Annotated in this window: 19 protein-coding genes and 1 pseudogene; 12 read left to right on the forward strand and 8 right to left on the reverse strand. The window is 63.7% G+C overall.

Translation table 11 applies throughout. The features are described from left to right. The first annotated feature begins 102 nt into the window (after positions 1-102). The 4 genes from QM841_RS37800 to QM841_RS37815 all read left to right on the forward strand — a co-directional run bounded on the left by QM841_RS37800 (position 103) and on the right by QM841_RS37815 (position 3,261). Positions 103-1,296 carry an MBL fold metallo-hydrolase gene (locus QM841_RS37800; protein WP_283335951.1) on the forward strand — a complete coding sequence of 398 codons (1,194 nt, stop codon included), beginning with the start codon at positions 103-105 and terminating at the stop codon, positions 1,294-1,296. Positions 1,297-1,827: 531 nt separating this feature from the next. Next, entirely contained in the window at positions 1,828-2,190 is a 363-nt protein-coding gene (locus tag QM841_RS37805) for a cupin domain-containing protein (protein WP_095869605.1), read from the forward strand. A 347-nt stretch (positions 2,191-2,537) separates the two neighbouring features. Then, positions 2,538-2,861 carry a hypothetical protein gene (locus QM841_RS37810; RefSeq protein WP_283335952.1) on the forward strand — a complete coding sequence of 108 codons (324 nt, stop codon included), beginning with the start codon at positions 2,538-2,540 and terminating at the stop codon, positions 2,859-2,861. A 31-nt stretch (positions 2,862-2,892) separates the two neighbouring features. Next, positions 2,893-3,261: a histone-like nucleoid-structuring protein Lsr2 gene (locus tag QM841_RS37815; RefSeq protein ID WP_095869606.1), complete on the forward strand. Its 369-nt coding sequence runs from the start codon at positions 2,893-2,895 to the stop codon at positions 3,259-3,261. Between the two features lie 685 nt (positions 3,262-3,946). Here QM841_RS37815 and QM841_RS37820 read toward each other — a convergent pair. Next, positions 3,947-4,581: pseudogene (locus QM841_RS37820) on the reverse strand (alkaline phosphatase D family protein); the annotation flags it as partial. 388 nt (positions 4,582-4,969) lie between these two features. After that, the gene (locus tag QM841_RS37825; protein ID WP_283335953.1) at positions 4,970-5,641 is read right to left on the reverse strand and encodes a M23 family metallopeptidase; all 672 of its coding nucleotides are present in this window, start codon (positions 5,639-5,641) and stop codon (positions 4,970-4,972) included. A 1,143-nt stretch (positions 5,642-6,784) separates the two neighbouring features. On the opposite strand from QM841_RS37825, the gene QM841_RS37830 reads away from it, so the two are divergent. From QM841_RS37830 to QM841_RS37845, 4 genes are all read left to right on the forward strand, one after another. Then, complete coding sequence (locus QM841_RS37830) at positions 6,785-7,843, forward strand: hypothetical protein (RefSeq protein ID WP_095869974.1); 1,059 nt, start codon at positions 6,785-6,787, stop codon at positions 7,841-7,843. A 6-nt stretch (positions 7,844-7,849) separates the two neighbouring features. After that, positions 7,850-8,836 carry a hypothetical protein gene (locus QM841_RS37835; RefSeq protein ID WP_283335955.1) on the forward strand — a complete coding sequence of 329 codons (987 nt, stop codon included), beginning with the start codon at positions 7,850-7,852 and terminating at the stop codon, positions 8,834-8,836. Positions 8,837-8,918: 82 nt separating this feature from the next. After that, positions 8,919-10,211 carry an adenylosuccinate synthetase gene (locus QM841_RS37840; protein ID WP_283335956.1) on the forward strand — a complete coding sequence of 431 codons (1,293 nt, stop codon included), beginning with the start codon at positions 8,919-8,921 and terminating at the stop codon, positions 10,209-10,211. Positions 10,212-10,218: 7 nt separating this feature from the next. Further along, the gene (locus QM841_RS37845) at positions 10,219-10,866 is read left to right on the forward strand and encodes an NUDIX hydrolase (RefSeq protein WP_283335957.1); all 648 of its coding nucleotides are present in this window, start codon (positions 10,219-10,221) and stop codon (positions 10,864-10,866) included. A 508-nt stretch (positions 10,867-11,374) separates the two neighbouring features. Here QM841_RS37845 and QM841_RS37850 read toward each other — a convergent pair. Beyond that, positions 11,375-11,629, reverse strand: coding sequence for a hypothetical protein (locus tag QM841_RS37850; RefSeq protein WP_005572871.1), 255 nt, complete (start codon positions 11,627-11,629; stop codon positions 11,375-11,377). A 410-nt stretch (positions 11,630-12,039) separates the two neighbouring features. Then, positions 12,040-13,887: an RNB domain-containing ribonuclease gene (locus tag QM841_RS37855; RefSeq protein WP_283335992.1), complete on the reverse strand. Its 1,848-nt coding sequence runs from the start codon at positions 13,885-13,887 to the stop codon at positions 12,040-12,042. A gap of 1,047 nt (positions 13,888-14,934) precedes the next feature. Here QM841_RS37855 and QM841_RS37860 point away from each other — a divergent pair. After that, positions 14,935-15,603, forward strand: coding sequence for a ScbR family autoregulator-binding transcription factor (locus QM841_RS37860; RefSeq protein WP_275957911.1), 669 nt, complete (start codon positions 14,935-14,937; stop codon positions 15,601-15,603). 536 nt (positions 15,604-16,139) lie between these two features. Here QM841_RS37860 and QM841_RS43620 read toward each other — a convergent pair. After that, a complete protein-coding gene (locus tag QM841_RS43620) occupies positions 16,140-16,352 on the reverse strand; it encodes a zinc finger domain-containing protein (protein ID WP_420855168.1) in 213 nt (70 codons plus the stop codon). 372 nt (positions 16,353-16,724) lie between these two features. Between QM841_RS43620 and mihF the strand changes: the two genes are divergently transcribed. Next, positions 16,725-17,042 carry an integration host factor, actinobacterial type gene (mihF, locus tag QM841_RS37865; protein WP_005564740.1) on the forward strand — a complete coding sequence of 106 codons (318 nt, stop codon included), beginning with the start codon at positions 16,725-16,727 and terminating at the stop codon, positions 17,040-17,042. Positions 17,043-17,123: 81 nt separating this feature from the next. Here mihF and QM841_RS37870 read toward each other — a convergent pair whose 3' ends face one another. Continuing rightward, positions 17,124-17,465, reverse strand: a complete 342-nt coding sequence (locus tag QM841_RS37870) for a histone-like nucleoid-structuring protein Lsr2 (RefSeq protein ID WP_005564738.1) — start codon at positions 17,463-17,465, stop codon at positions 17,124-17,126. Positions 17,466-18,115: 650 nt separating this feature from the next. Here QM841_RS37870 and QM841_RS37875 point away from each other — a divergent pair. Further along, complete coding sequence (locus QM841_RS37875; protein WP_283335958.1) at positions 18,116-18,625, forward strand: helicase associated domain-containing protein; 510 nt, start codon at positions 18,116-18,118, stop codon at positions 18,623-18,625. Positions 18,626-18,917: 292 nt separating this feature from the next. On the opposite strand, the gene QM841_RS37880 is transcribed toward QM841_RS37875, so the two are convergent. Beyond that, on the reverse strand, positions 18,918-20,027 hold the full coding sequence (locus QM841_RS37880) for a site-specific integrase (protein ID WP_283335959.1): 1,110 nt from the start codon (positions 20,025-20,027) through the stop codon (positions 18,918-18,920). Positions 20,028-20,279: 252 nt separating this feature from the next. Next, positions 20,280-21,374: a site-specific integrase gene (locus QM841_RS37885; protein WP_283335960.1), complete on the reverse strand. Its 1,095-nt coding sequence runs from the start codon at positions 21,372-21,374 to the stop codon at positions 20,280-20,282. A gap of 1,649 nt (positions 21,375-23,023) precedes the next feature. Here QM841_RS37885 and QM841_RS37890 point away from each other — a divergent pair. Beyond that, complete coding sequence (locus QM841_RS37890) at positions 23,024-23,944, forward strand: ParA family protein (protein ID WP_043792356.1); 921 nt, start codon at positions 23,024-23,026, stop codon at positions 23,942-23,944. Positions 23,945-24,089 lie beyond the last annotated feature (145 nt).

Consider the following 24,089-nt stretch of genomic DNA (forward strand, 5'->3'; position numbering starts at 1 on the left):
GAGGGGGCAACACGCCCACTCCCTCGACGTCCAAAAGAAGCCAACCATCTTGGTCCTCCCATGCTCAGCACTCATACCCTGACCAGGTCTAACGTCGTGAACATGTCCACAGTGATCACCGCCCCACTCGAAGCGCTCAAACGCATGATCCCCACCGCAGAGCCACGACACATGGCGGCGACCAGCGGCGCCCCGCTGACGATTCCGGTACCCGCCCCTGTGGATCTCGGCGCACTAATCCCCACCCTCGAGCGCATCCACACCACCCAGGGCGGACCGGGAGCGGCATTGCGCATAGCGCGGCAAGCCGCCGCCGACTTCAAACGTGAGTTCGCCGCGACCGGTACGCCCTCGCGCGTCTCCACACACGACCTGATTACGTTGCCCTACCCGACGAAATTCGGGTTGTGGCGCGCCCCGTCTTCACCGGCATCATTCCTGTTCATCACCAACCGAATGATGATCGTGCGCTGGAACGACAGCGACGGGACACCGAAGACACTCGTTTGGGAGCCCAGCGATTTCGAGCTCGACGCCAACACCCCGTATTTTGCCGCACTCCGCGATCAAACACCGGCGCCGGTACTCGCCAGAATGCTGACCGAGCACGGCACCGTTCCCGCGAACCTCGCCAGGCTAGGCATCGATCCGGTCGAGGTGGACTACCTGGCCTTCGACCACCTGCACACCCAAGACGTGCGCAGATTACTCGGCACCACCAAGCCCCAGACCGACATTTCCCCCGACACCCCGGTACAGGGTTGGTTCCCCAACGCCAAGCTGGTGGTCCAGCGCCACGAGCTGGAAGCGATGAAGGACCTGCACCCGTTGCAGCGGCCTTGGTACCAGCCCGAGACCTTCATCGATCTCGACCCCGACCGCATCTTGCCCATCGATGGTGACCGACTGCTCGGCCCCGGCGTCGCCCTCATCCGCACTCCCGGCCACGCCACTGGCAACCAAACCTTGTTACTCAACACCGACACCGGCGTGTGGGGGATGTCGGAAAACGTGCTCGCCGCCGAGCTGCTGACCCCCGAACACAGCAAGTTGCCAGGCATTTCCGGCTGGGCTTCGCGGTGGGGCCAAGAACTCATCATCAACGCCAACACCATCGAGTCCACCGCACAGCAATACACCTCCTGCGTCGTCGAAAAGTCCCTCGTCGACCGATCACAGCACGACAGCCGCTTCGTGCAGTTCTTCCCCACCAGCGAACTGACCGCCAGCCCCTTCGCACCGGGCACCCACCCGACTTTCGTCCACGGAAGCCTGGAGCACGGGACGGCGGCGTGACGCCGGTCTTCATCATCGGAGGTACGGGTCCATCAGCCACCGAACTGCCCACAGGCCCAGCGGGAGCTACCGCGACACGTCGGCCCTTCGAGGCGACAAGCTTTGCAGAAGCCGGTTCCGCAACCGGATCGGTCTAGGGCTATGGCGCGGACCGGTGCGTTCGCCACCCACGGCAAACCTGCGTCGCCTTCGTGTGGTGGGCATGCCGTGCGGGAAGTCCTTGTAGGTCTTCAGGGTTCCGCTCGCGAGGAGCTTACGCACGGATGCCGATTCGGGCTCGCGGTGATTCCGTCGAACTGGGCCAACTGTTAGGGGTCCCGATGTCGAGTCCAAAAAAATTCGCCAATCGAGTTCGGGATGTGGCCTGATTTTTCATCGTTATCACCACCGCCTCCTTTGCAAATAGGCCGACCCCGCGTGCCAGCCTAGAATCGAAGAGCCAGGAAATCGCTTCAGCCCGCGGTTCCCTATTTGCCGGTCGAAGGTCCGCCGCATCTGTGGGTGCCGCCACAACGACGTGGGAGGACAACAATGTCCGGTCTCATCCGCAAGAGTCTCGATTCACCCGAGGAAACCCGCCCCTTCGAGGACGACATGGGCAAGCTCGAACTCGTCAACGTCCCGTCCGGCGCTGTAGGGAGGGCGACCTTCCAGCCCGGCTGGAAGTGGTCCAGACACGTCAAACCGATAGCCAAGACCGACAGCTGCCAGGCCGCTCACATGGGTTACGTCATCTCGGGTCGTATGAAGATCGTTATGGACGACGGGGAAGACATGGAGTTCGGGCCGGGTGATCTCATGGTCTGCCCGCCCGGACATGACGCCTGGATTCTCGGTGATGAGCCCTGCGTGGTCATCGACTGGACCGGCGTCGCCGACTACGCCAAACGGTAGACGACAGCGCCCCATGTTCCGCCCACTCATCGCACGCGCGCGGAAACCGCCGTAGTGGACGTTTGCCCAGGTAGTACGGCCGGCGAGTGTCGCGGACCCGTCACCCTCACACCTCCCAATACGACTTCGACGGCTGTACCACCCCGGTGCATATGCTCTTGGGCACCTCGAGGTGGTGAACTACTACGGTTCCTTCGCCGCCGCACTGGTGTTCAACAACAATAGAGCGGGCGCGAAACTCGATCGAGTGAGCGCCTCCCTCGTCCGCCGCGCCTCCCTCGTCCGCCACCTGCACCGTGAATCGGACGGGGACCTGCGGTGGGATCCGTTCTTTCACCGCCGCCTTCATGACCATTGCCGAGCTGTACCGTTATCCAACAAGGCATTTCGACTTCCACGAACAGCAACTCACCCTCGGCGACTCCGAACAAATGGATGCGAGGCACCGTATCTATGTGGGGGAATCCTGTCGCTGCCCGCCGCTGACCTGTGGACATCTAGTATTGCCCACTTGGCTGCGGCTACATCCAACACCCCGCCGTGGATTCGAGCTGACCCGCCTGGTGGATGAGGTTCTTTCCGCCAAGAATTTCCGTCCGACTTGTCATTTTCGATGCATGCGTGTCGGGCACAGCATTATGGCTGAGGCGAGCATTGTGCAATGGACGTAGAGTGGGTGCGTAAAGCGACGAAGGAGTTGGAATGGCGCGCCAAATAGTTGTCGAACACGTCGACGATATCGACGGAACTCCCATTGCGGAAGGAAAGGGCGAGACGATCGCCTTCTCCGTAAATGGAATCGACTACGAGATCGACTTATCGGCGAAGAATGCGAAGGAGTTCCACAAGAAACTCGGTCACTACGTCGGTCACGCCACAAAGGTAGGTGGCCGCAAGAATCGATCCGCAGGCACACTCACGTCGGGTGGTGAGGTCAAGCGGAAACCTGCGCGGCCGGACCGTGACCATGTGAGGGCAGTACGGGAATGGGCTCAGGAACAGGGCTATGACATCGGGGTCCGCGGGCGAATTCCCACCGAAATCGCGGAGGCATACAACGCTGCTCACTGACGACCGCCAGAAGGGCTCCATTGTTATTTGAGCTCCGCGGTCGGGTGGATGGAATGGCAGACTGAGGGGCGAACGGCATTCACGGATGGCGTATCGGCGCGAGTTCCTGCACTAAATTCTGCTCCGAGACCTGCCATTCGACTCGCATGCCCAGTCTCGGAGCAACCGCGACCAATCCCCGCCCTTCCAATGAACCATTTGCCCTTAAGGAATTCACCTCGATCTCCTTCGCAGACTCTCTCCAGAATCCGACCACTCCGACCAGCGCTATCAACAAGAATCGCGATGCCTATTCAGCGATTCGGCGGCGTTGCTCTAGCGTCCACATGCCTCCACCAACACCGCCACGACCTCACCCACCACCACATCCGGCTCAATCGCACTCACCACCCAGCGCCCGGTCGGCAGGCAGAAGAATGTTCGTGGGAACATCCAGGGTGATACACCATGCATCACCCTCCAGGCCGTGAGGGGTGATGAATCTCCAGCCCGCCGCAACTAATCCAGCAAACGATCCGCAAGTGTGGCCGCGGACCTAAGGTGACGGAAGGGTCCCGCCAGCGCAACACGCGCAACACGTCTACACAGTGGACAGACCCGCGAGCTGCGTCGGCGACGCAGTGGAGAAGATCTCGAAAACGGAGACGGTCCACCTCACCCCGATCGAGTGGGAGATTCCGGAGCTGGGCAGATCGACGGCCTCGTCGCGGTCGACTCCCATCGACATTCCCTCGCGGCCGCGCCTCCATCCGCGTTCGCAGATGCAGTCGACCAGATGGACGACCAAGTCGAGGTCTTCGTCGCTCATGTGCTCGTAAGCGGTGTAGAAGCCCGAACTCCATGATTGACGGGAGGCGAACGCGAAGCGCATCCGCGTGGTGGCTTGTCCTTCAGCCGAGCGCGGGTCCGGCCCACCGGGGAGAGCGCCGACCCCGCACGGAATCGGTAGAAGTACCAGCGAGAGGCTCCAAGCCGTGGATCTCCGGGTGCACGCTGTGGGCGAATTCGCGGGTCGCGGCAGCCGTACCGTGCGCCACCACCTGCCGGAGGCTCTCGTCGTGCGCGACTTCGTATTCGACGGCCACTGGATCCCACCCATGCCGCCGCGCCCGCCGGGGCAAGCGGATCCGGCGCCAGGCGTGTCCACAGGACGACACCGTCCGCTGTCGGATCTCCCGATGCCACACCGAGCCCGAACGGGTCACCTCCTCGCCATCGCGGCGCAGGCAACCGCGCACTGCTCACCGCCGACGTACCCACCAGCGCCGCTGCCGATCCAGCCACACCAAATCGCAACAACTGCCGACGGGAGAGGGGCATACACCACGGGTATACCCAAGCTGCGATCAGCAAGCCCGGCCCGGCCGATGGGACGACCCCGAACTACGGAAGGCGATGCGACTGCTCGGCTCCAATGGAACGACACCTGAGTCCGAGAGCACCCGCGGTACGAGCCGCCGGTAAGCGCGCCTCGCGCACTTGCCTTCTCGTCACATGTGACGAGAAGGCAAGTACCCCAGAGTGTCCTGAAGGCTCTGTGCTCGCCGGCCGCGGAAGGGACTGCCCCGGATCTGGTCGACCTGACCCGTGAGGGATCCGCCCTCACGGTGAAGGATGCTCGACATGCCCGAACCGCATGCGGGACGCGGCTGCGTCCGGCCTGCCGCGCCCTGCATCGTTTGGAACTGACTACCGCCAGGGCGAAGTCCTAGTCGGCTCCCCAGGTCACCGAGACGCCGCGGTCGCGCAGCCACTGGCTCGGGTTGAGCCGGTTGCCATTGGCGTCCGACACCTCGAAGTGCAGGTGCGGACCGGTCGACTGACCACGGTTGCCGACGGTGGCGATCTGCTGACCCGCCGCGACCCGCTGGCCGACGTTGACGATGAACTCGTTGATGTGGCCGTAGACGCTGACGGCGCCGTCGTCGTGGCGCACTCGCACCCACAACCCGAACCCGGATGCCGGGCCCGCGGAGATGACCTCACCGTCGGCCGCGGACTGGATCGGGGTGCCGATCGGGGCCGCGATGTCGATGCCGCCGTGGTGCGCGCCCCAGCGGGGGCCGTAGCCGGAGGACAGCGTGCCGGACACCGGTTGCACGGCGCGGACTTTGAGCGGAGCGGGGCTGCCCGGGTTGACCGGCCCGGGCACGCCGGGCGCGGGCGGTGCGGCCGGGAGGCCGGGCAACTCGATCGCGGGCAGCTGAACACCGGCGGGCAGCAGGCCCGGTGGGATCTCGAGCGGGCGGGCGGCAGCGGACGCGGCGCCGAACTGCGTGCCGCCGATCAGGATGGCACCGGTCGCCATGGCGACGGTCGCGATCTTCACGCGGCTGGTGATGGAATTTGAACGATTTGCCGTCCTGCGGTGTTTCGCCACAGTGTCTTACCTCGTCTTCGTCGGCTAGCCCACGCTCTTGAGATTCGTGGCCTCGGACCCCCGTCGAGAAGGAAAGTAACAAAACGATATCGACTGCGCCATCGTGACCAAATCGATACATAAATATGATCTTGCCCGAATACGCCCACGTCAGGGGCCTAGAGCGGCTATCACAGATGGTTGACGCCACCAGGATCACCGGCCCGGACACCCCATCGAGCAGAGTCTCGCAATGCCGAGAAAACTGGTGGTGACCTCGACGTTTGCAGGGCCGGCGAGTGGGTGCGGCGACCTCGCGATGACATTCCGCGACCCGGCGCGGGAAGCTTCACAGCCCGACGCAATCGGACCCGCCGCCGACTTCACCAAATGTGACGAGAACCACAGTCCATCCCGTCCAGGTGTGGCACAAAAGTCAATGACGCTCGCGTAGCGCCTGGTCAGCGGGTAGACGGACGAATCATTTGTTGGCGGCAGCTATCGGTGGCTGCGGTCGGGACCGAGGAGGCTGGTGATGCCGCGCATGGCTGCCGGCGAGGTTTGAAGTAGCGGCGCCAGGTTGTCGGGCTTGCGGTGGTGGGACTTGGCCATCAGCTCGAGCAGGCTGGCGCCGGCCCCGGGTCAGAACAGGATGCCGTCGGGCCGGCCGGGATCAACGACGAGGTGCTGGGTGTGCAGGTCTTCGGGACCCCGACCGACTGCCAAAGAGGGTCGCACCGCTGCTACCGCCGCGTGTCACTCATAGTTTGTACACACTCGGCGCCGATACTTTCATTTATCGCACTGTCTCCGCCGAAATCCCAAGTTCGCACAGGCCCGGCGGCCGGCCTTGATGCCCCACTCCCCAGCGCTGGAGCCCTATCACATCCGGGCACCGCCAGTCGGTTTGAGAACCCCGCAGGAAGACGTGACTCGGGACGCTCTGCGCGCCCACCAGAACGACCTGCGGCGATCATCACCGTTCGCCGGTAGTGCGCGAACGGGCGCACCGCACGCGGAAACGGTGTGCTTAGAGGCCTCTTACGCGTGATTTCCGGACAGTCAGAGTGCTCGCAATCGGTGAACACTCCTGCATGCGTGGCGTGCGCTCCGTGGGGATTGCAATCTCATGTTTTAGTCGAATAGACTAAAACAATGGAAGCGATGATGGAGGCACTCGACGTCGTCGGCGCGGCAGTCGTGCCGAGCGACCTGTTCGGCCCAATCACCCACGACCCGGCGGCTCAGCGCGCTGCCCGTCGGCGGTTCCGCCGCTTGTCGGTTCTGATTCACCCGGATCGGGTTGATCCCGCGTACGCCGCTTGCGCGGCAGCGGCATTCACGCACGCGTCCGACCTTTTCCGCCGCTGGCAGCACGATGCGTCCAGCACGAATTCGGCCACGGCGATCGTGTTGGACGGCAGTCGCGGCTCCTACCGACTCGGGCCTCGGCATGCTCGCGGTTCGATCGCCGACCTGCACCATGCCACCGACAGCGGCGGCGCGGGCGTGGTGGTGAAGGTTCCCCGCAATGTCTCCTCGAACGCTCTGATCGATGCGGAACGGGCGGCGCTCACTGAGATCGCGGCGTCCGCCGAGGGCGGGAATGATTGGTTGCGCGCGTACTTCCCGCAGCTGATCGACCACCTCACCCACGCCGACCCTGTGACCGGCGCCCGGCGGCAGGTGAACGTGCTGGACTCGCTGACCACTGGATTCGTCACCCTCGCCGAGGTCCGGGCTGCGTACCCGGGCGGGCTCGATCCGCGGGATTGGGTGTGGATGCACCGGCGTCTGCTGCGGGCTCTTGCCGCCGCGCATCGCGCCGGGTGGGTGCACACCGCGGTGACCGCGGACAACGTGCTCATTCACCCTGAGCGGCATGGAGTGGTACTGGCCGGGTGGTCGTTCGCCACCCGCCCAGGCACGGTTCCGCTGGCGACGATCCCCTCTCGGCGGGATCACTATCCACCGGAAAGTTCCACCGGCTCCACCGCAACCCCGGCGTGGGATGTGTTCATGGCCCATCAGTTGATGCTGACCATGCTCGCCGATACGGCCCCGGACCGCCTGCGCGCGTTCGCATACGGCTGCATGCAACCACAACCTGGTCTGCAACCTGACGCCGTCGATCTGCTCGACGAGTTCGACGACCTGCTCGACACGGTCTACGGGCGGCGACGCTTCCGCCCGTTCACAATGCCCACCACGAAAGGACAGTGATCCACCATGGGATACGGCAAGTGGGATGACGACACCTACACCGCGGCCAAGACGTTCCGCGCCGCCCGCGGCGTCGACGACTTCGGCTACACCAGCGCCCTGTACGCACGGCCGAGAGACCAGTGGAAGGCCGATCCGACCCTGGACCCGCTGGGTGTGATCGTGCGGGAATGCCGGGATTCGGCCGGGCACCCCGAGTCGCTACCGATCGCCGTGCTCTTCGACGTCACCGGTTCGATGGGCGCGGTACCGCGGATCATGCAGGACAAGCTCGGCAAACTGCACGGACTGCTGCAGCGCAAGGGGTATGCCGACGACCCGCAGATCCTGTTCGGCGGCATCGGGGACGCCGACTCCGACCGAGTGCCCCTGCAGGTCGGTCAATTCGAGTCCGGCAACGCCATGGATGAGCAACTCCGCACCATCTTCCTCGAAGGCAACGGCGGCGGTCAGAAGTCTGAAAGCTACGAGCTGGCCGCATATTTCATGGCGCGGCACACCGCCACGGACGCGTGGGACAAACGCGGCCACAAGGGGTACCTGTTCATCATCGGCGACGAGCTGAACAAGGCCCGACTGTCGGCCCGGCACGTGCGCGCGGTGATCGGCGACGACCTCGACCGCGATGTCACCGTCGAGTCGGTGTACCGGGAACTCGAACGGCGGTGGAACGTCTACTTCGTACTGCCGAATCAGTCGGCGTACTTCCACGATCCCGAGATCGCGGAGCACTGGCAACGTCTGTTCGGGGAACGGTTCCTCAAGCTGGACGACCCGGGCGCGGTGTGCGAGCTGATTGCTCTGACGGTCGGCATGGGCGAGGACCGCATCGACCTCGGTGAGGGTCTGGCGGACCTGCGTGACGTCGGATCCGCCGCTGAAGCGGACACCGTCGGTCACGCGCTCGCCGTCCTCAGTGCGGCGCGGGCCCCCGTCGCGGTGAGTCCGCTGCCGATCGATCCGGCCGGCAGCGACGACGTGTCCTTCACCTGACACCCGTTCGGGAGGCGGGGCATTCGATTCCGCTTCGGGTGCGAGCCCCGCCTCCCGACCCCCTTCTACGACAGGAGATCCCATGACCACGGTGTTCGGTGACCGCGACATCATCGTCGTCGACCTGGGCTTCGGCGACGCCGGTAAAGGCGCCACCGCCGACTGGCTCTGCGCACCGGACGCCGGCCTCGACGTCTCAGCCGTCGTCCGGTTCAACGGCGGCGCACAGGCCGCGCACAACGTCGTCGCCGACGGTCGCCACCACACCTTTTCCCAGTTCGGGTCCGGGACCTTCTCCGGCGTTCCCACTGCGCTGTCGAAGCATGTCCTCGTCGAACCTATCGCCCTCGCCGCCGAGGCCCGCGCCCTGGCCGCGCTGGGGGTGCCGAATCCGCTCCAGTTACTGCACATCGACGCCCACGCGCTACTGACCACCCCGATCCACGTCGCCGCCAACCGCGCCCGCGAGGACGCCCGCGGCGACGGCCGGCACGGCTCCTGCGGCAAAGGTATCGGCGAGACCGCCGCCTACGCCCTCGACCACCCGGACGCACCCACAGTCGGGGACTGCCACCGCCCAGCGGTTCTGCGCGCCAAGCTCTCCGCGATGGCCGACCACTACCGTCACCTGGTCTCCCCCAGCGTGCACCGGTGGCCCGACCTCGACGACATGGTCATCATGTACTCCGAATTCGTGGCCGCGGTCCGGATCACCGACGACGGTGACCTCGCCGCCCTCGCGGACGGAGGGCGCCTGGTTTACGAGGGCGCACAAGGAGTGCTACTCGACGAGTGGCGCGGGTTCCACCCACACACCACCTGGTCCACCGTGGAACCGAGCAACGCGCGCGCACTCTCCGCCGAGCAGGGCCGCGACAGCCACGTGCTCGGCGTCACCCGCACCTACACCACCCGGCACGGTGCAGGCCCGATGCCCACCGAGAACCCAACGCTCGGTGCGGTCCTTCCCGAACTGCACAACGACACCGGCAGCTACCAGGGCACCTTCCGGATCGGGGACCTCGACGAGGTACTGATGCGGTACGCGACAAAGGTATGCGGCGGGGTGGACAGTCTGGCCGTCACCCACCTCGACGCCGTCACCCGTGCCGCAGCGGCCGGCATTCCCCTCCGTAGCGCACGCCGGTACCCCGGCGTCGGCGACCTGCTGTCGCTCGGGCCGTGGAAGGACCTCACGCATCAACAACACCTCACCGACGTCCTGTCCGCACTCACGCCCGACACAGTCGAGTTGCCGACACATCCGGCAGACGTCGCGGCGCACCTCGGATCGCTGGTCGGCGCACCGGTGGTGCTCACCTCCGACGGTCCCAGTCGGGCCGCTCGTCGCGTCCGAGAGCCTGCTGTCGCATGATCACCGTATGGAACAGTCATCCGTCTCCGTCGACGTGGTCGCTCTCCGGTTCGGCAACCCGGAGCCCGGCTCGCTGCGCTACGGCGTCGCGCCCCGCCGCTGGGAGCCGTACACCGGGCAGACGGCCCTGCCCGGTGTCCTTCTCGGCGCCGGTGAACGCCTCGAGACGGCTGCCCGCCGCGCCGTCACCACCAAGCTCGGTATCCCGGACGACGCGATCCTGGCCGTGGGACAACTCGCGGTGTTCGACGAACCCAGTCGCGACCCACGCGGGCCGACCCTGTCCATCGCCATGTGGGCCGTCATCACCGCCGACAACATCACCACGGACCCGGCCGCCGCCACACTGTGGCGTGGCTTCGACGAACACGGCACCCTTGCCTTCGACCACGACCGCATCCTCGCGGCCGGACGCCGCATCCTGGCCACCAGCCTCCTCTGGCGGGACGCAACATTCACCCGGGCCCTCCTCGGCGCAGAATTTCCCGCCACCCACGCAGTCACGGTCACCACTGCCCTCACGGGCAGCCGGCCCGATCAAGGCAATCTCAATCGCACGCTCAAGGCGATACCGGGACTCGAACGTACCGACGAGCGCGTCCGAGTGCAGGCCACCGGCCGACCGGCAGTCGTATGGCGTTGGACCACAACATAATTGACACTCTCACGGTCACCGTGCCACGTGCGCACCGAGCGGGGCTACCGTCCCTGCTGACCTCGGTCGCTGACGCGAGCATAGACGTAGCAACGAGTCTGGTCGCAGCTGTTCGGGGTCAGGGCTCGGATTCGACACCTCATACCCTGTCACCGGGTACTGCTCGGTGTCTCGTTCGATCTTTGCCGCATGCGGTGACGCAGGTTGTAGTACCAGTCGGGATTGGTCGGTATACCGTCGGTGCGCCCTCGAAAGCGTCGTGTCGCACTCGTTCCCGTGAACTGTCTACTGCGACAATATGAGCCATTGCGGAGGAGCTGGAAAATTCAGTCGAGCAACGAATCTTTCTCAGGTTCGTGGCTGGGTCGGTGATGGCAGATCCCGAGGTGGTTGGGAGGGCGTATGGAGGGTCGGAACGTTCCTCGTCGTGGTTCGGGATGATCTTGGGGAAGCAGCACCGACTCGCCGGTGCGACCGTTCCCGACCACCTCGTCAGTGGTGCTGCCGGCTATTCGGAGTCTGCTGTGCCGATATCGACCGTGAGGTCCTCGGTGTCGGCGAAGACCAGACGGCCGTCGTCAAGGGCGACCGCCCACCTATGGACAGGTGCCCAATCGTGGCCGCGTCCAGCGGTGTCGGTCAGTTCGGCGTAGTCCTCGACGATCACGCCTGTCGCTGCCTCAGACGGCCTACGCACCAGCACCCGGGTGCCCACGCGCATCGCATCAGGTGACGCCGACTTCTTCTCGCTCTCGTCGCTCATGGACTGCACCTTTCTTCGGCTGCCCTTCGGAGCATAAGCGTGACCTATCCGCGCCCACCAGGCGAACTCACAACCACCGGCCGATCTGTGCTCAGGCTATGTGGGTTCACACGTGCGCCGGCCGCGTATGTGGCGAGCTGGCATGCGGCTCGCCCATGGACCGCGTTGCGGTCGGATTTCTCCGGGGCGAAGCGCGGGGTAATTCGATGTTCCGCGGGTACTCCCGACCTACGCTGCACAGCGGGTTCGACGGTCCCGGTGGCAGCCAGGCCCAACGACCAGCGCTCCCTTTCGCTGGCCGGAGGGCCGCTCGCCGCCGAGGGATCAAGAGCTCGCCCCCGCCCGTGGCCACGGCGGCGCCCATAAAGTCTTTATCGAAACGGACACTGACCGGGTGGGTGAGCTTCGGTTTACCGGTGTGATCGGGCTGGGGACGTCTCGTCGAGAAGCGAATCGACAAGGTCCGCTGCCGCGGTGGTTCTTGCGAGGTTCTTTGTTGTCCCGCTGCCGGTTGCTGTGTGGTCCAGGTAGCGGACTTCGCAGGTGAACACCGGCGCGTGGGCGGCGCCCTCCATTCTCACGGCCCACTGTGGGGAGGGATGGCCGTGGTGTTCGGCATGGCTGATCACCCAGGCGATCGGGTTCTTCTGCGCTCGCTCCCGCCGTCTCGATGCCTGGCCCGAATCCAAGTCCATGGGTCCGCTGCGCGCTGATGCCGGCCGCGCCCGTACCCCTGCATGCGTGGTGCTCGGGGGCACAGGCTGCGGGTCGTCCCGCAGCGGGGAGCCGACCTCCGGATGGCTCTCCCCTGCCGCGACGGCCTTCGTCAGGCCCCACGCTGCGTCCTGCTCGGCTCGCTTCTTACTGCCCGCGGTGGCCCACGGCCCACAGACCTGACCCACCCGGAATCGGGCCGCGAACACCGGTGTGTGCGAGGGCCCGCGGTGATCGCCGTCGATCTTGGGCCGGTGCAGGTCCGGGTGCGCCTGCAGCCACATCGACACCACACTCGGCCCGAACTCCGGATGCGCCCGCGATGCCCAGTCGAAGACCTCGCGTCGGATCGGCGCCCAATTCTCCCCGGCTTCGAGCAACGTCACGATCGTGGTCACCGTCACGTCGTCGGTCTGCACGCGCCGGCGCAGCTCGTTGACCACGTCACCGATCGGGTCACGTGCTGTTGCGGCCGTGAGCACCTTCGCCCACCGCTTCGAGTCGAGACCTTCGAGTTCGCCGGCGGCGACGACCTGCGCGGTCACCTTTCGATCGCGTGCCTTGAAGTGCGCTGCCTTCTCTTCCCGGTCCGCGGCGATCCGCCGGTTGATATCGGCGGCGAGGTTGCCCAGTTGCTCTGTCGTGTACGGGGCAGGCGCGGAGTCGAGATGGGCGAAGATCACCCGCTGGGTGATCAGGTCCGACACCCTGCGCAGCGGCGACGTCGCGTGCGTGTACGCCGCCAACCGGAGCCCGTGATGGCCATGCACCGTCGGTGCGTACGTGGCAGCACGATACGACGATTGCAGACGCGAACGCAGCTTCTCGAACAGCACTGGATCGGTCATCGCCACCGCGACCTCCGCCGCGAGGTCCTCGGTGCTGCCCGCGGTCACCGCGCTGCGATGATTGCGGAACAGGACCGGAAGGTCCTCTTGCACACACCACATGGCGATGGCCTCGTTGGCTGCGATCATCAACTCCTGCACGATGACATATCCCACCGTGCGCACGTCCAGTGGGATCGGCGCGATTCCCCCTTCCTCGGTGGAGCCCCAGCCGTGCGCGAGATCGTAGAGGGCGAAGACACCGGACCTGCGACGTCCCTGGAGCAGCACCTGCGCGGCGTCATTCGCGGCTCGCACGCCCTCGTGTAGCGGGTCGTCGACCGAGCCGAGGATTTCGGTGATCTGCGCATGATCGACCGCGATGCACCTACCGGCCGGCACCCGCCCGCGATCGACGCTCACCCCGGACACCACCCCGTCCGCGGACAGATCTGCTAGTACCCGCAGCGTGGACCTCTCCGCTGTCTCGGTCAATGTCGCCGCCTGCTCGGTCTCGCGGCCAAGCATCGGCACCGTCCGACGGGACAGATACTTCGATTCACGGCGCAGGAATGCCGTCGCATCGGCGTCGGAACCTAGGGCCACGACGTCCGCGACCCCGGCGATGTGCACCTCCAACTTCCAACCCGAACCGTCGGCGAGTTCGGTCACCGCGAACGCATCATCGCGATCGAGGGCCTCGGACCGATCCACCATCAACAATGGCACACCACTATTGGACACTGCGCCTCCTCAACCAGAAATCGGCAGCGACACTGCACCAGAAACCATCAGTACCAGCGACGGACATCAGTGTCGATCACCTCTTCCCTTCGACACGCCCACCGATCCAGCGGACTTGCGGCTACGCCGCCAACGCCCTGTTGAGGCAGCTTTGTCCCCGCCCACCCTGGTGTCCCCCACGCCCCTGGTGCCGGTCTCGTGCCCCTGAGTACCCGTTGCTTCCGGATCTGACGACCACCGAAACGGGGGCCGCGTTGTACGGGAGCGTCTCCAGCGTGCACGAACACGCCCGACCAGCACGAACAAGACGATCACCTCGCTCAAAAAGCGTAGATCTGGTCTAACACCCGGGCCGACAACCTGACGCGAGGCGCGCCGTGTATTCGGTGAGAGTTCACATTGCCCCCTACCTGCCAGTGGACCTGCGCGGCCGAGGTCCACCCAACACTCCACCCCGTCACCGTCTCCACCGCCCGGCTGGCCGCTGGCCACCGCGGATGGAAAATGCTGTCGCTGAATCGAAGTCGGTCGTGACTGTTTTATCGGCGGATCCTACGAATTTGCCCGAACCGCGAGCCGCAGTGGCATATTTCTGAGTATGCCCAGGTACCTGGTAACGCTCGATGATGGAACATCGAGCGAGAAGACATTCGAATCAGACTTTCACGCGATTAACGAGACGCACCGGCCCCATCCACCCCGGCGCGGCATCGCCCAGATCGACCGCTACGACAAGGACGGAACTCGGTTCCCTGTGTGGCCATCCTCCCCCACCAAATCCAGCTGACACGCTTCTCTCCTCGGCCTCGACGGCAGGTGGACGCCGACTGATCAAATCGCCCGTGCCGACATCTTGCCGACTTCTCGGCAACTAAGCCGACTCGCCCGGCGACGTCCCTGGGCGAGTCGGCGCCACCCGGGCACCGGAGACAGCCTTGCCGGAGACCTCCATGCGCAGCGAAAATAGGACATTTGTCCAGTTTTGCAAACTAATACCAACCTGTAGGTTTGATATGAACAGTGGGAAATACAGAAGGGAACGCCTTGCAGAAGCGTGCAATCGCTACGCGGCAGGCTGTAGTGGCCGCCGCAGCTGAGGTGTTTAACCGCCTGGGTTACGTGAAGGCGGGCCTACAGGAGATCATCGCCGAATCCGGGGTGACGAAGGGTTCACTGTACTTCCACTTCAGCTCGAAAGAACAGTTGGCACGGGCAGTTATCGACGAGGGCTGCGCAACCCTCGAATCGGCATGCTCTCAACAATTCGACTCCCGCACACCAGCTCTGGAAACGTTGATCGGGATCTCGTATGTGATGATCGACCCGTCCAACAACGACGACCTGGTATTGGCCGCATTCCGCCTTCTCAACGAGATGGGCGACTTCCGAGGCACCGGGAACGTGGTCTTCGATCAATGGATCTCGACCTACCAGGCATTGGCGGCAAGGGCAGTCGAAGAAGGCGACTTCCGCGCTGACACAAATCCGGATGAGGCGGGCCGTCTGCTGCTGGAGATGGCATTCGGCACGCGTCTACTGGCAGCGGCAACCGACACACTGAGGGAACTGCCTGAGCGTATGACCACCGCGTGGAAGGTCTTCCTGCCCGGGCTAGTCGACGACGCGAAAGTCGACTACTTCTCCCAGTTCGCCGCTCGTCGGCTATCCTCCTACCTCGTGCCCTCCTAGCGAAACGCGTCACCCGGTCGACCAGGTGCGGACCCGAACCCCACCTCCGTCCACTGAAAGAGACGACGGCGCCCGACCTACCCCGGGTGCCAAATTAGGACCATCGCCCCGAGCATCTACTCGTCGAGACGCTATGGGCGGCAAAGCATCGTCATCGCCGGATAACGCCGTCGCAACCATGCGTTCCGACAATTCCATACTTGTCCAACAGCGTGTTGAACAAATACGTGGGTAGGGTAACAGCATGTCGTCGCAGTCTGCACCGTAGTTACTTGGCGGCTGCGTCGCCGCGCGATGAACGCCCTTTCCTTCAATTCGGTGAGGCGGACACCAGTCGATTCTCGATGGGGATGAGTCGGACATTCGCGTGCAGGATGTCGTAGGTGTAGTTTGGCCATCGCCAACGGAGCGGTGGCCCCGGCCAGTAGCGGACGACGTTGTTGCAGCGGCCCCTACTAGGCAGGAGCCAGATGGTCGGAGCTTGCTGGTCGTGGGATCCTGTGCATCAGCCGCCACGTCGGATTCAGGGGCGCACTTCACCCGTCGAGGGAGCCCCCAAGCTCGCCATCATCACGCTCCGACTTGGACCCACTATCTGGAAGCTCTTCCGGGTCAGGCCATTTAGCGAGTTTCACGCGGTGAAGGCAGGGGATCTTCCGCACGTACCCGTCCTTGGTGACACACCGTTCACCAATGCCTACGCGGCAGTGCGGACAGGGGATATGAGCAACGAACTCGAATGGATCCATCACTCACCTCCACGACCATGTATGGCGAATCATGCCGCACCGACACACACGCCACCACCGACACCATTGCGCAATCCATCCGAGCGCACGAAACTGAGGAACCTTCGGCCGCCCCTCCTAACGCCGGCACGGAGGTGGGTAGCACGCCGACCCAAGCTCATGCACCTCGAAGTATCGAGAAGCGACTCTGCGACGATGACCACCCAGACGACGTATTCTTCGAATACACCGTCGCCCACATCCGTAGACGTAAGAACAGCCATCCGGAGGTCGGTCCCAACCGCTCAAGACGCGGACATTTCCGTTCCACCTGGCACGATGGCAAGGGACAGCCACACGATCTGGCCGAACAACGCAACAAGGAGCACCATCATGGCACTGCCTGTCTTAACACCCGAACAACGCGCCGAAGCACTGGCGAAGGCCGCTGAAGCACGCAAGGCGCGTAGCGAACTCCTCTCCGCAGTGAAAGCTGGCGACCTCAGCGTCGAAGCGGTACTCACGAAGGCCGAAACAGACGAAATCGTGAAGAAGACGAAGGTCTCGGCGCTGCTCAAGGCTCTCCCCGGCGTCGGATCCGTGAAGGCCGCGAAGCTCCTCGAGGAACTGTCGATCGCCGAGACCCGTCGTATCGGCGGACTCGGAGCCAACCAGCGCCAGGCACTGATAGAAGCGTCGTCCGCCTCCTGACCTTGGAACCGCCACAGCCTCCGGCCAACTCGAAGTGAGCTGGCTGGAGGCTGTTTGTCGAATTCGCGCGAAGGCGTGGACTCAGTGAGCGGCGCTGTACGCTTCCTCGATTTGAGCGGGGATACGTCCGCGCGCGGACAGCTGATAGCCCTCCGTGGTCGCCCATTCCCGAATTTCCTTTGCCCGCTTGCGCCCCTGCGACGTTTCTACTGAAGGAGTCGACCGACGCTTCCTTCCGCCGACTCGAGTTGCGTGCTCGATGTAGTAGGTAAGAATACTGCGGAATTCCCTGGCGTTCTTGTCCTTCAGGTCGATCTCGCAGTCGACGCCGTCGACAGAGAACGCAATCGTCTCCCCGTTACCGTTCTTGATCGGAGTTCCGTCGATGTCGTCGATGCATTCGACAACAATCTTGCGCGCCACTATTCCACTCCTTCATCGTCGATAACCCGGGGAACACTACTGCGAAGTAATGTTCCCCTGCCACTCCGTGACAGGTTTCGAACAGAACACCGCTGATTCCAGCGTTGAGTAGGGCGGCGCGATCACTGCCCACTCGGCATAGGTCCCGGCTCACAACTCGCATCGCACTGGAGCCGCGAAAATTCAAGCAGTCCACATCCCGCCGACGGCAGGGCCTCTGATTCACGGGCATGCGCGCAACCATGATGCCCCACCGCCAGCTGATACTCCTGGACCTACGCGGCCTGAACACCAACCGCGACAATGAATCCCCGATAGCGAGATGTCATATTCTCGGCGGGCGCGGACCTTCGGAGCCCGCGAGGAGCAACAACATGCGGCCATTGCGAGGATCCCTCGGATGTCCACACAGCTCAACAGGACCCCGAACTAAATGAATGCGACACTTCCAGATCCCGCTGATGCGAACGGAGGGAATGCCTTCGGCCGTCTCACTGAGGACGACTGCAAAAGGACACGATCGGGCAATCTGGTGAACAGATGCTCGCCGACAGTCCGGTGGTCGCCTCACCTCGATCTGGGCGATTTTCATGACACGCGGTCGATGTGGTTGACATCGCTGAAGAAGAAGCTATGTACTTTACAAATATATGGATTCCACAGAAGGACTGATCTCGATGCGTACTCACCGGTCCGCAGCCTCGGCGCTGGAGCTGTACTCAGCATTCCGGCAACAACATCCTCACACAGCGATACCCGAGAACTACGTAACTGAATGTGGCTTCCAGCTCGGTCGCTGGCAGTACCGCCAGCGCGTCGCGCGAATGCTCGGCACTCTTCCGGCAGAGCGCATTCACCAACTCGATTCAATCGGCTTCGTATGGAGCGAAGACGACGACGCCCCACTACCCGCGGTCACCCGGACAGACAGCAAGCGGCGTCGAATGCTGGCCGAGATCGCCGCTTACCGTGAGCAGCATGGCAATGCACTCGTTCCCGCGAACTATGTCAACGCTGACGGCGAGCAGGTCGGTCAGTGGCTCTACCGGGCAGTGAAGAAGTGGAGAGCCGATGCGCTACCAGACGAAGAGCGTGGCCCACTCGCCGCACTTGGAGTCTCTCCGGGTCCCCGCCCGCGCGGACCGAGAACCGCAGCGTAGCCACCGATCCCGACCCAACAGTCCCTCCGTCTAACAGGCATAGAGCAGTCTCTGCATCTTCGCACTATGCCCATTGCGGAGGTCCTTAGAAATCCAGGTGCGGGAATTGTCGTACGCCATCCGCCTGCGCGGTCGGACGTTCCCATGCCGTGCAATACGTACGCCCGTATTGCACGGCGGAATCCTCACCCACCCTCAAACCTCTCGGCGAAGGACACTGTTCAGCGTTCACTCACTGGGACAGGACTGCCCTACAGGGTCTTGTGCATTCCCGCGGTCGCACCGCCCGCGACTACGCCAGGCCCATCTGCGCGAGCAGCTCCTCAGTGCGACTTAGGATCGCGTCGGCCTTCCGATCGATATCCTCGAACGCCTCGGCGAGGTCTCCCAATGCCCGGACATCCGCATACTTCCGAGCGATAGCCACCTCATACTGATCGGCAAGTGTGTCCGGGCCGAACGATGTGAAGTCCATCCCGTTCTCGGAGCCGTCGACACAAGAAGAGGACACCTCATCTTCCACCTCGACATCGGCAAGCCTGTCCGTCGGATCGGAGCGGGAATGACTCGCCGAAGTGACTCCCGTCAGATGCGCAGTAACGATCGCCGTGACCGACTTGCCGGACACCCCGCGGCGATCGCGGCGGAGTGCGGCGAAATGTCCCCACTGATCGAAGCTCGGCAGCAGGGGCCCGTCCTGGCCCTCCCGCAGACCCGGCAGCTTCCCGTAGGGCTCCACTGTGTCATCGGCGATTTCATGAGCACTGGCAAGACTTCGAGCGAGCACTCGGTTCGAGGGGTAGCGATCGAAGAACGCCTGAAGGCGTGCCCATCTCAGGTAGATCGCGACAGGGCAGCACCGAGGGTCGTCCGCTAATGGGTGCAGCTCCACAGCGTGTCCGGCGCCGACGGCCACGATACTCCCGTCATACGTGACGTCGCTCCGTTGAAGGTCCCCCACCTCGATCGCGGACATCCCAACAATGCAGTTGAGCACCAGGATGAGCGCATCCCTTCGGCCAAACAGTCCTTGTGGCCAACCGACAGTTGGCAGCGTCAACAACGCCCCGCGTGCGGTGCGAGAGAGATCGTCGCGTCTACCTGCACGTGCTGACAGAACTTGGCGGATCACTCGAGCAGACCCAGGCGTGGGGTACCCACTGGCGTTGTGCACCCAATTGATCGCTGCGACACGGCGCCGTTGGGTGGACTGAGCCGCCGGATGCTCGTCAAGGAAGCTCGCGAGGGCAAGGGGATCAGCGGGGAGCGCCGACGCCGCCAGCGCAGTACACCAATCAGCGAACAGAGCCCAATCGTATCGGTACTGTGCACCCTGACCCTGCCGGGGAAACAGCGCGGAAAAATCCTGCACGCCTTTGATTTCCGACTGCCCGATCGTCACAGTACGAGGCTATGCAATACGATGCCGCCGATCACGCACCCGAGCCATGTGTCCCCCAGAGAGTTCTCTTCCCGAGTCGGCCTGCTGCCCCCTCCGCACGTTCGGCCTCGTCCCCCGGGCCAGCCGCGCAACGGACGAAGATGCAACCGCAGGCTCACCAAAGCCCCGCCCTCTGTCACCTTCGCTCCCAATAGCGAGATCGGGCCCGGAGCCCAACTCTTCTTACGCTCGCTCACAAGACCACTCACGACATTAAGCCGTGCGGCGCAAAGATCGGCAGCGCTGCGAGTCGTTGTCCAGGCGCCCCGCAGCAGAGCCGGCCCGCAACGACTCTCCCCCTACCCTTTCGACGAACTCGTGGGAATGGCCGGCAAGGGCTGCGCGCCGCCGTATCGCGGCATGAATTGCAGCGCCCGAGAGCGCGCCCGAGTTTATGTTGCCGTTCGCACGGATCGCACGGAAAACCGGTAGCGCCGGATCCTGGACAACTGGCGCTGCGGAAAGGCAGACGTGGCCTTCGAACTCCTCGTGTTGGTGGAGCAACCGAATCACACCTGGACGACCGAAGCCGTCGACAGCCGAAACCACCTCGAGCCAGCGCCTGTAGGCACACGGCGCGCACATTGTGTGATCCCGCGATGACTCGACATGGTTGATCAAGCCATCGACCAGACCCCCGTGCGGACCTGGAATCTGGACGCGAAGATCCCCGTCTCCGCACTGGGCCACGTCGGCAATGGTGAGCATGGACAGCTCGCAGCGCCGAAGTGCCCCCGCGAAACCCATGAGCAACAGTGCGCTGTCACGGCGCTCGCGCGCACGCTTGACCCATGTCGTCGCGTCACGACGGCTCGCATCGACAATTCCTTCGAGCTCGCCGATACGAAGTGGGTGCGCCCGTTTGGTCGGGCGGTCACCGTTCTGCTTGTACGCCCTTCGCGCGTTCGCGAGCGCGTCTTTGACACACGGCGACCGACCGGGCAGGGGCAATCCAGATGCGCGGTGCCAATAGTTGATGGACGCCACCCACCGACTCAATGTCGCAATGGAGTACATCCGATCGCCCACCTCGGACCGCGTCTCCGCGCTCTCACGCACATAGGCGGCGACAGCACGAGGATCGGTCGGCATCAATGAAATTTCACGGGGCGCGCACCAACTCGCGAACCTAACCCAGTCCTGCCGGTAATTTCGTGCAGTGCTGGCAGATTGCAGCCGGTCGAGTTCGGCGACGATTCGATCGTCAACTCCCGGCAGCGACTCCGTCGCGTCACCGCCCGACGGAACGGTAGGCATGGCCTCCGCTGACGTCGAGCTTGCAGGGCGTGACACATCGTGATTGCTCACGCGCACATCATTCCAGGCGTAGCGGTCGTTTTCGTGGATCCGCCACGCCGTGCCGTGCTGGCACAGCTGCGGACGCGATGTTCTCGTTTGCCGGATGTGGTGATGCACGGTGCATCACCCCGGTCGCGCGGCCGACTGAAGCGGACCCCGCTCCCCACACCCTCACACGACCACCCCCTGACACTTCCTTCTGACGTTGATGGAGCCCGAGGCAGCTCCCCGCAACAGTCGATCGCAACTTCCATTGCTCGGATGGCGCCTATACTCTTGGAAGAGGTCCTGACCTGGGGACTCTTCCTCACATCGAGTGCTGAGCTCCTTTTAGCGTGGGTCTGATAACAGATTGTGGAAGTGACTGGACCTAGCTACTTGCCTTCGCCGTTTCCGCAGAATACTTACCGCTCGCCGAGGGGCAGACGGGCCTAGATCCCGCTGCTAGAAACCACACCGAAACCTCTTGACCAGGCATTTCGTTGCCATCAGACGTGATGGCTGCGGTCAGCATGACTTGTGCAACGGTTCCCCATTTTGCGCCGGCACGCGATAACTGGTTGGAGGCACTGCGCCGACGGCTTTGCGCTCATTGACGATGACGTGACGAATGCCTTCGGCCCCGCTTCTCGCTCCGAGCTATCAAGACCCGTTTGCAGGCGTCCCTTCTACCGAGACTGGGGCCGTCACTTATCTCGAAAGTGATAGGACAGCCCCTTCCCGGCGTTTCGTCAAGTGACGTAACACCGGGTGGGGGTGCGGCGGGCTAAATGTGGGTTGGTTCCAGGCGTGGCCGCGCACCTAAGAGCGGATTCCAGGCGTTACTCGGCGACACTCTTCACCGATCGCCCCGGCCAACCAGAGACCGCAGTGGCGACCATGCTAATGGCCTTTGGTATGGCCTTGCATATGGCCTTACATGAGTTGTTCATGGCAGCTGAATCCAGGAGTTGAACATGGACGCCAATCGCGCTCTTGGTGGTGCACCGAAGGCCAGCCGGCACCCACCCCCGCTCCCCGGCCCGGGTATGCAGCAACGAGAGCTATTTCCCCCTCTGAACAGGAGGTTTATGACTCCGCGCTTCACGAGAGGCGCCAGGCCACCTTCGGCTGCCGTCAGCAAGACCAGGTTCCTACCTCGCCACTCCGTGTCGGGGAACGACCCACCGTGGCACCGAATGGTCGGTGTCGAGCAGGCAGAGACCACTCCCCCACCGCGCAGATTCGGGCAACAAGAGAACTAATTTCGTCGCTATGTGAACCGTTCACGTCTGCCAATCTGAACGAACAAAATACCCTCTGAACTGCTCGTATATCTATGGCCTTAAATATGGCCTTGACAACGTCCTTAACAAACACCGTGATAACCGCCGGTGACATGATCGTCACAGTCACCTTGTTTATGCCCAGATACACCGCCCTCGAATAGGCCGTGTACACGAACATCAACCCGACCTTTCGCAAGACGGCCCATGAGGCCACTGTCAACACCATTCACAAAGCCTTTACCAAGACCTGTTGCGCAACCTTTCCAACCACCATTGAACAGGCGTGGGTAATAGCCTTAGCAACGGCGATACTCATGACGTGTTGCACCCCCTTAGACAGGGGCGTGTCGTTGGCCATCTAGGAGACCGGCCAGCCGTACCGTGCTATGCATGTCACCAACGCAGCCCCCGCGCAGTGTGCTCATCGCCAACCAAAAGGGCGGTGTCGGCAAAAGCTCGATCGTCGCAGCGGTCGCAGGCATGGTCTCAGCCGCCGGACGCCGGGTACTCGTCGTTGACGCGGACCAGCAGGCAAACGTCACAGCCTCCGATCTCGGAGTTGAGGGAGACCGCGGGAAGGGCCTCAGCATGGCCCTTCAGTACGCGCACCCGCTCGAACCCACCCGAGAGGTCCGACCGAACCTCGATCTCATCCCCGGAGGACCGGCACTCGCGGTGATCGGCGCGATCGCAGCGACCGCCGCCCAATCAGGAATGGATCTGCGGGGCAACCTCGTGTCCACCCTCACCGAATTGCAGTCCGTCGAACACTACGACCTGATTCTGATCGACTCGGGCCCCGGAGACGCCCCACTGCTCGACGCACTGCTGGGTACCGCGCGGTACCTCCTCGTGCCGACCAAGGACGACGATGCAAGCCTGTCGGGAGTGGAGCTCCTCGCGGCCCGCTACCTTCGCGCACGGGAGAACGGTTCCCTCATCCAACTTCTCGGTGTCGTTCTCTTTGACGCGAACCCACGCGCGACAGCGCGGAACCGTGAAGTTTTCGAGCAGGTTGAGGACCTGCTCGAAGGTAGCGGCGCTGCTCCGTTCGAAACCTTCATTCGCTCTGATCGTGCAGCCGCCGTCGATCTCCGGATCCGTCACCTGACCCCCGCGGAACTGGTCGCCGCCGCCGAGGATCAACTGAAGAATCGGATCCAGCGGCTGCGCGACAAGAAGCGCCTTGGAGAGCGTTTGTGGTCCCGAGACCCGTCCGGTCTCGCGAGTGACTACCAATCCCTTACCCGAGAAGTTCTCAGCCGGTTGGCCTCGGCGGAGAAGGACGAAGTCTCCGGGGGAGTGGCGTGAGTGCACGACGCCGGAAGGCCGCGTTCGATCCCGGAGCTCTTGGAGATCTCGACGATTTGCTCCCCACGCTGAGCATCGTCACCGAAACGGTCGACGAAACGACTGCCCCGCAGTCCGCACCCTCATCGGACGACCCAGAAAGCGA

The organism is Rhodococcus sp. IEGM 1307 (genome assembly GCF_030056915.1).
In the GTDB taxonomy this organism is placed as follows: Bacteria; Actinomycetota; Actinomycetes; order Mycobacteriales; family Mycobacteriaceae; genus Rhodococcus_F; species Rhodococcus_F opacus_D.

Coding starts and splice junctions, on each gene's coding strand:
- QM841_RS37800 (WP_283335951.1), top strand. CDS start 103: ATGTCCACAGTGATCACCGCCCCACTCGAAGCGCTCAAACGCATGATC.
- QM841_RS37805 (WP_095869605.1), top strand. CDS start 1,828: ATGTCCGGTCTCATCCGCAAGAGTCTCGATTCACCCGAGGAAACCCGC.
- QM841_RS37810 (WP_283335952.1), top strand. CDS start 2,538: ATGACCATTGCCGAGCTGTACCGTTATCCAACAAGGCATTTCGACTTC.
- QM841_RS37815 (WP_095869606.1), top strand. CDS start 2,893: ATGGCGCGCCAAATAGTTGTCGAACACGTCGACGATATCGACGGAACT.
- QM841_RS37830 (WP_095869974.1), top strand. CDS start 6,785: ATGATGGAGGCACTCGACGTCGTCGGCGCGGCAGTCGTGCCGAGCGAC.
- QM841_RS37835 (WP_283335955.1), top strand. CDS start 7,850: ATGGGATACGGCAAGTGGGATGACGACACCTACACCGCGGCCAAGACG.
- QM841_RS37840 (WP_283335956.1), top strand. CDS start 8,919: ATGACCACGGTGTTCGGTGACCGCGACATCATCGTCGTCGACCTGGGC.
- QM841_RS37845 (WP_283335957.1), top strand. CDS start 10,219: ATGGAACAGTCATCCGTCTCCGTCGACGTGGTCGCTCTCCGGTTCGGC.
- QM841_RS37850 (WP_005572871.1), bottom strand. CDS start 11,629: ATGAGCGACGAGAGCGAGAAGAAGTCGGCGTCACCTGATGCGATGCGC.
- QM841_RS37855 (WP_283335992.1), bottom strand. CDS start 13,887: ATGGTGGATCGGTCCGAGGCCCTCGATCGCGATGATGCGTTCGCGGTG.
- QM841_RS43620 (WP_420855168.1), bottom strand. CDS start 16,352: ATGGATCCATTCGAGTTCGTTGCTCATATCCCCTGTCCGCACTGCCGC.
- mihF (WP_005564740.1), top strand. CDS start 16,725: ATGGCACTGCCTGTCTTAACACCCGAACAACGCGCCGAAGCACTGGCG.
- QM841_RS37875 (WP_283335958.1), top strand. CDS start 18,116: ATGGATTCCACAGAAGGACTGATCTCGATGCGTACTCACCGGTCCGCA.
- QM841_RS37890 (WP_043792356.1), top strand. CDS start 23,024: ATGTCACCAACGCAGCCCCCGCGCAGTGTGCTCATCGCCAACCAAAAG.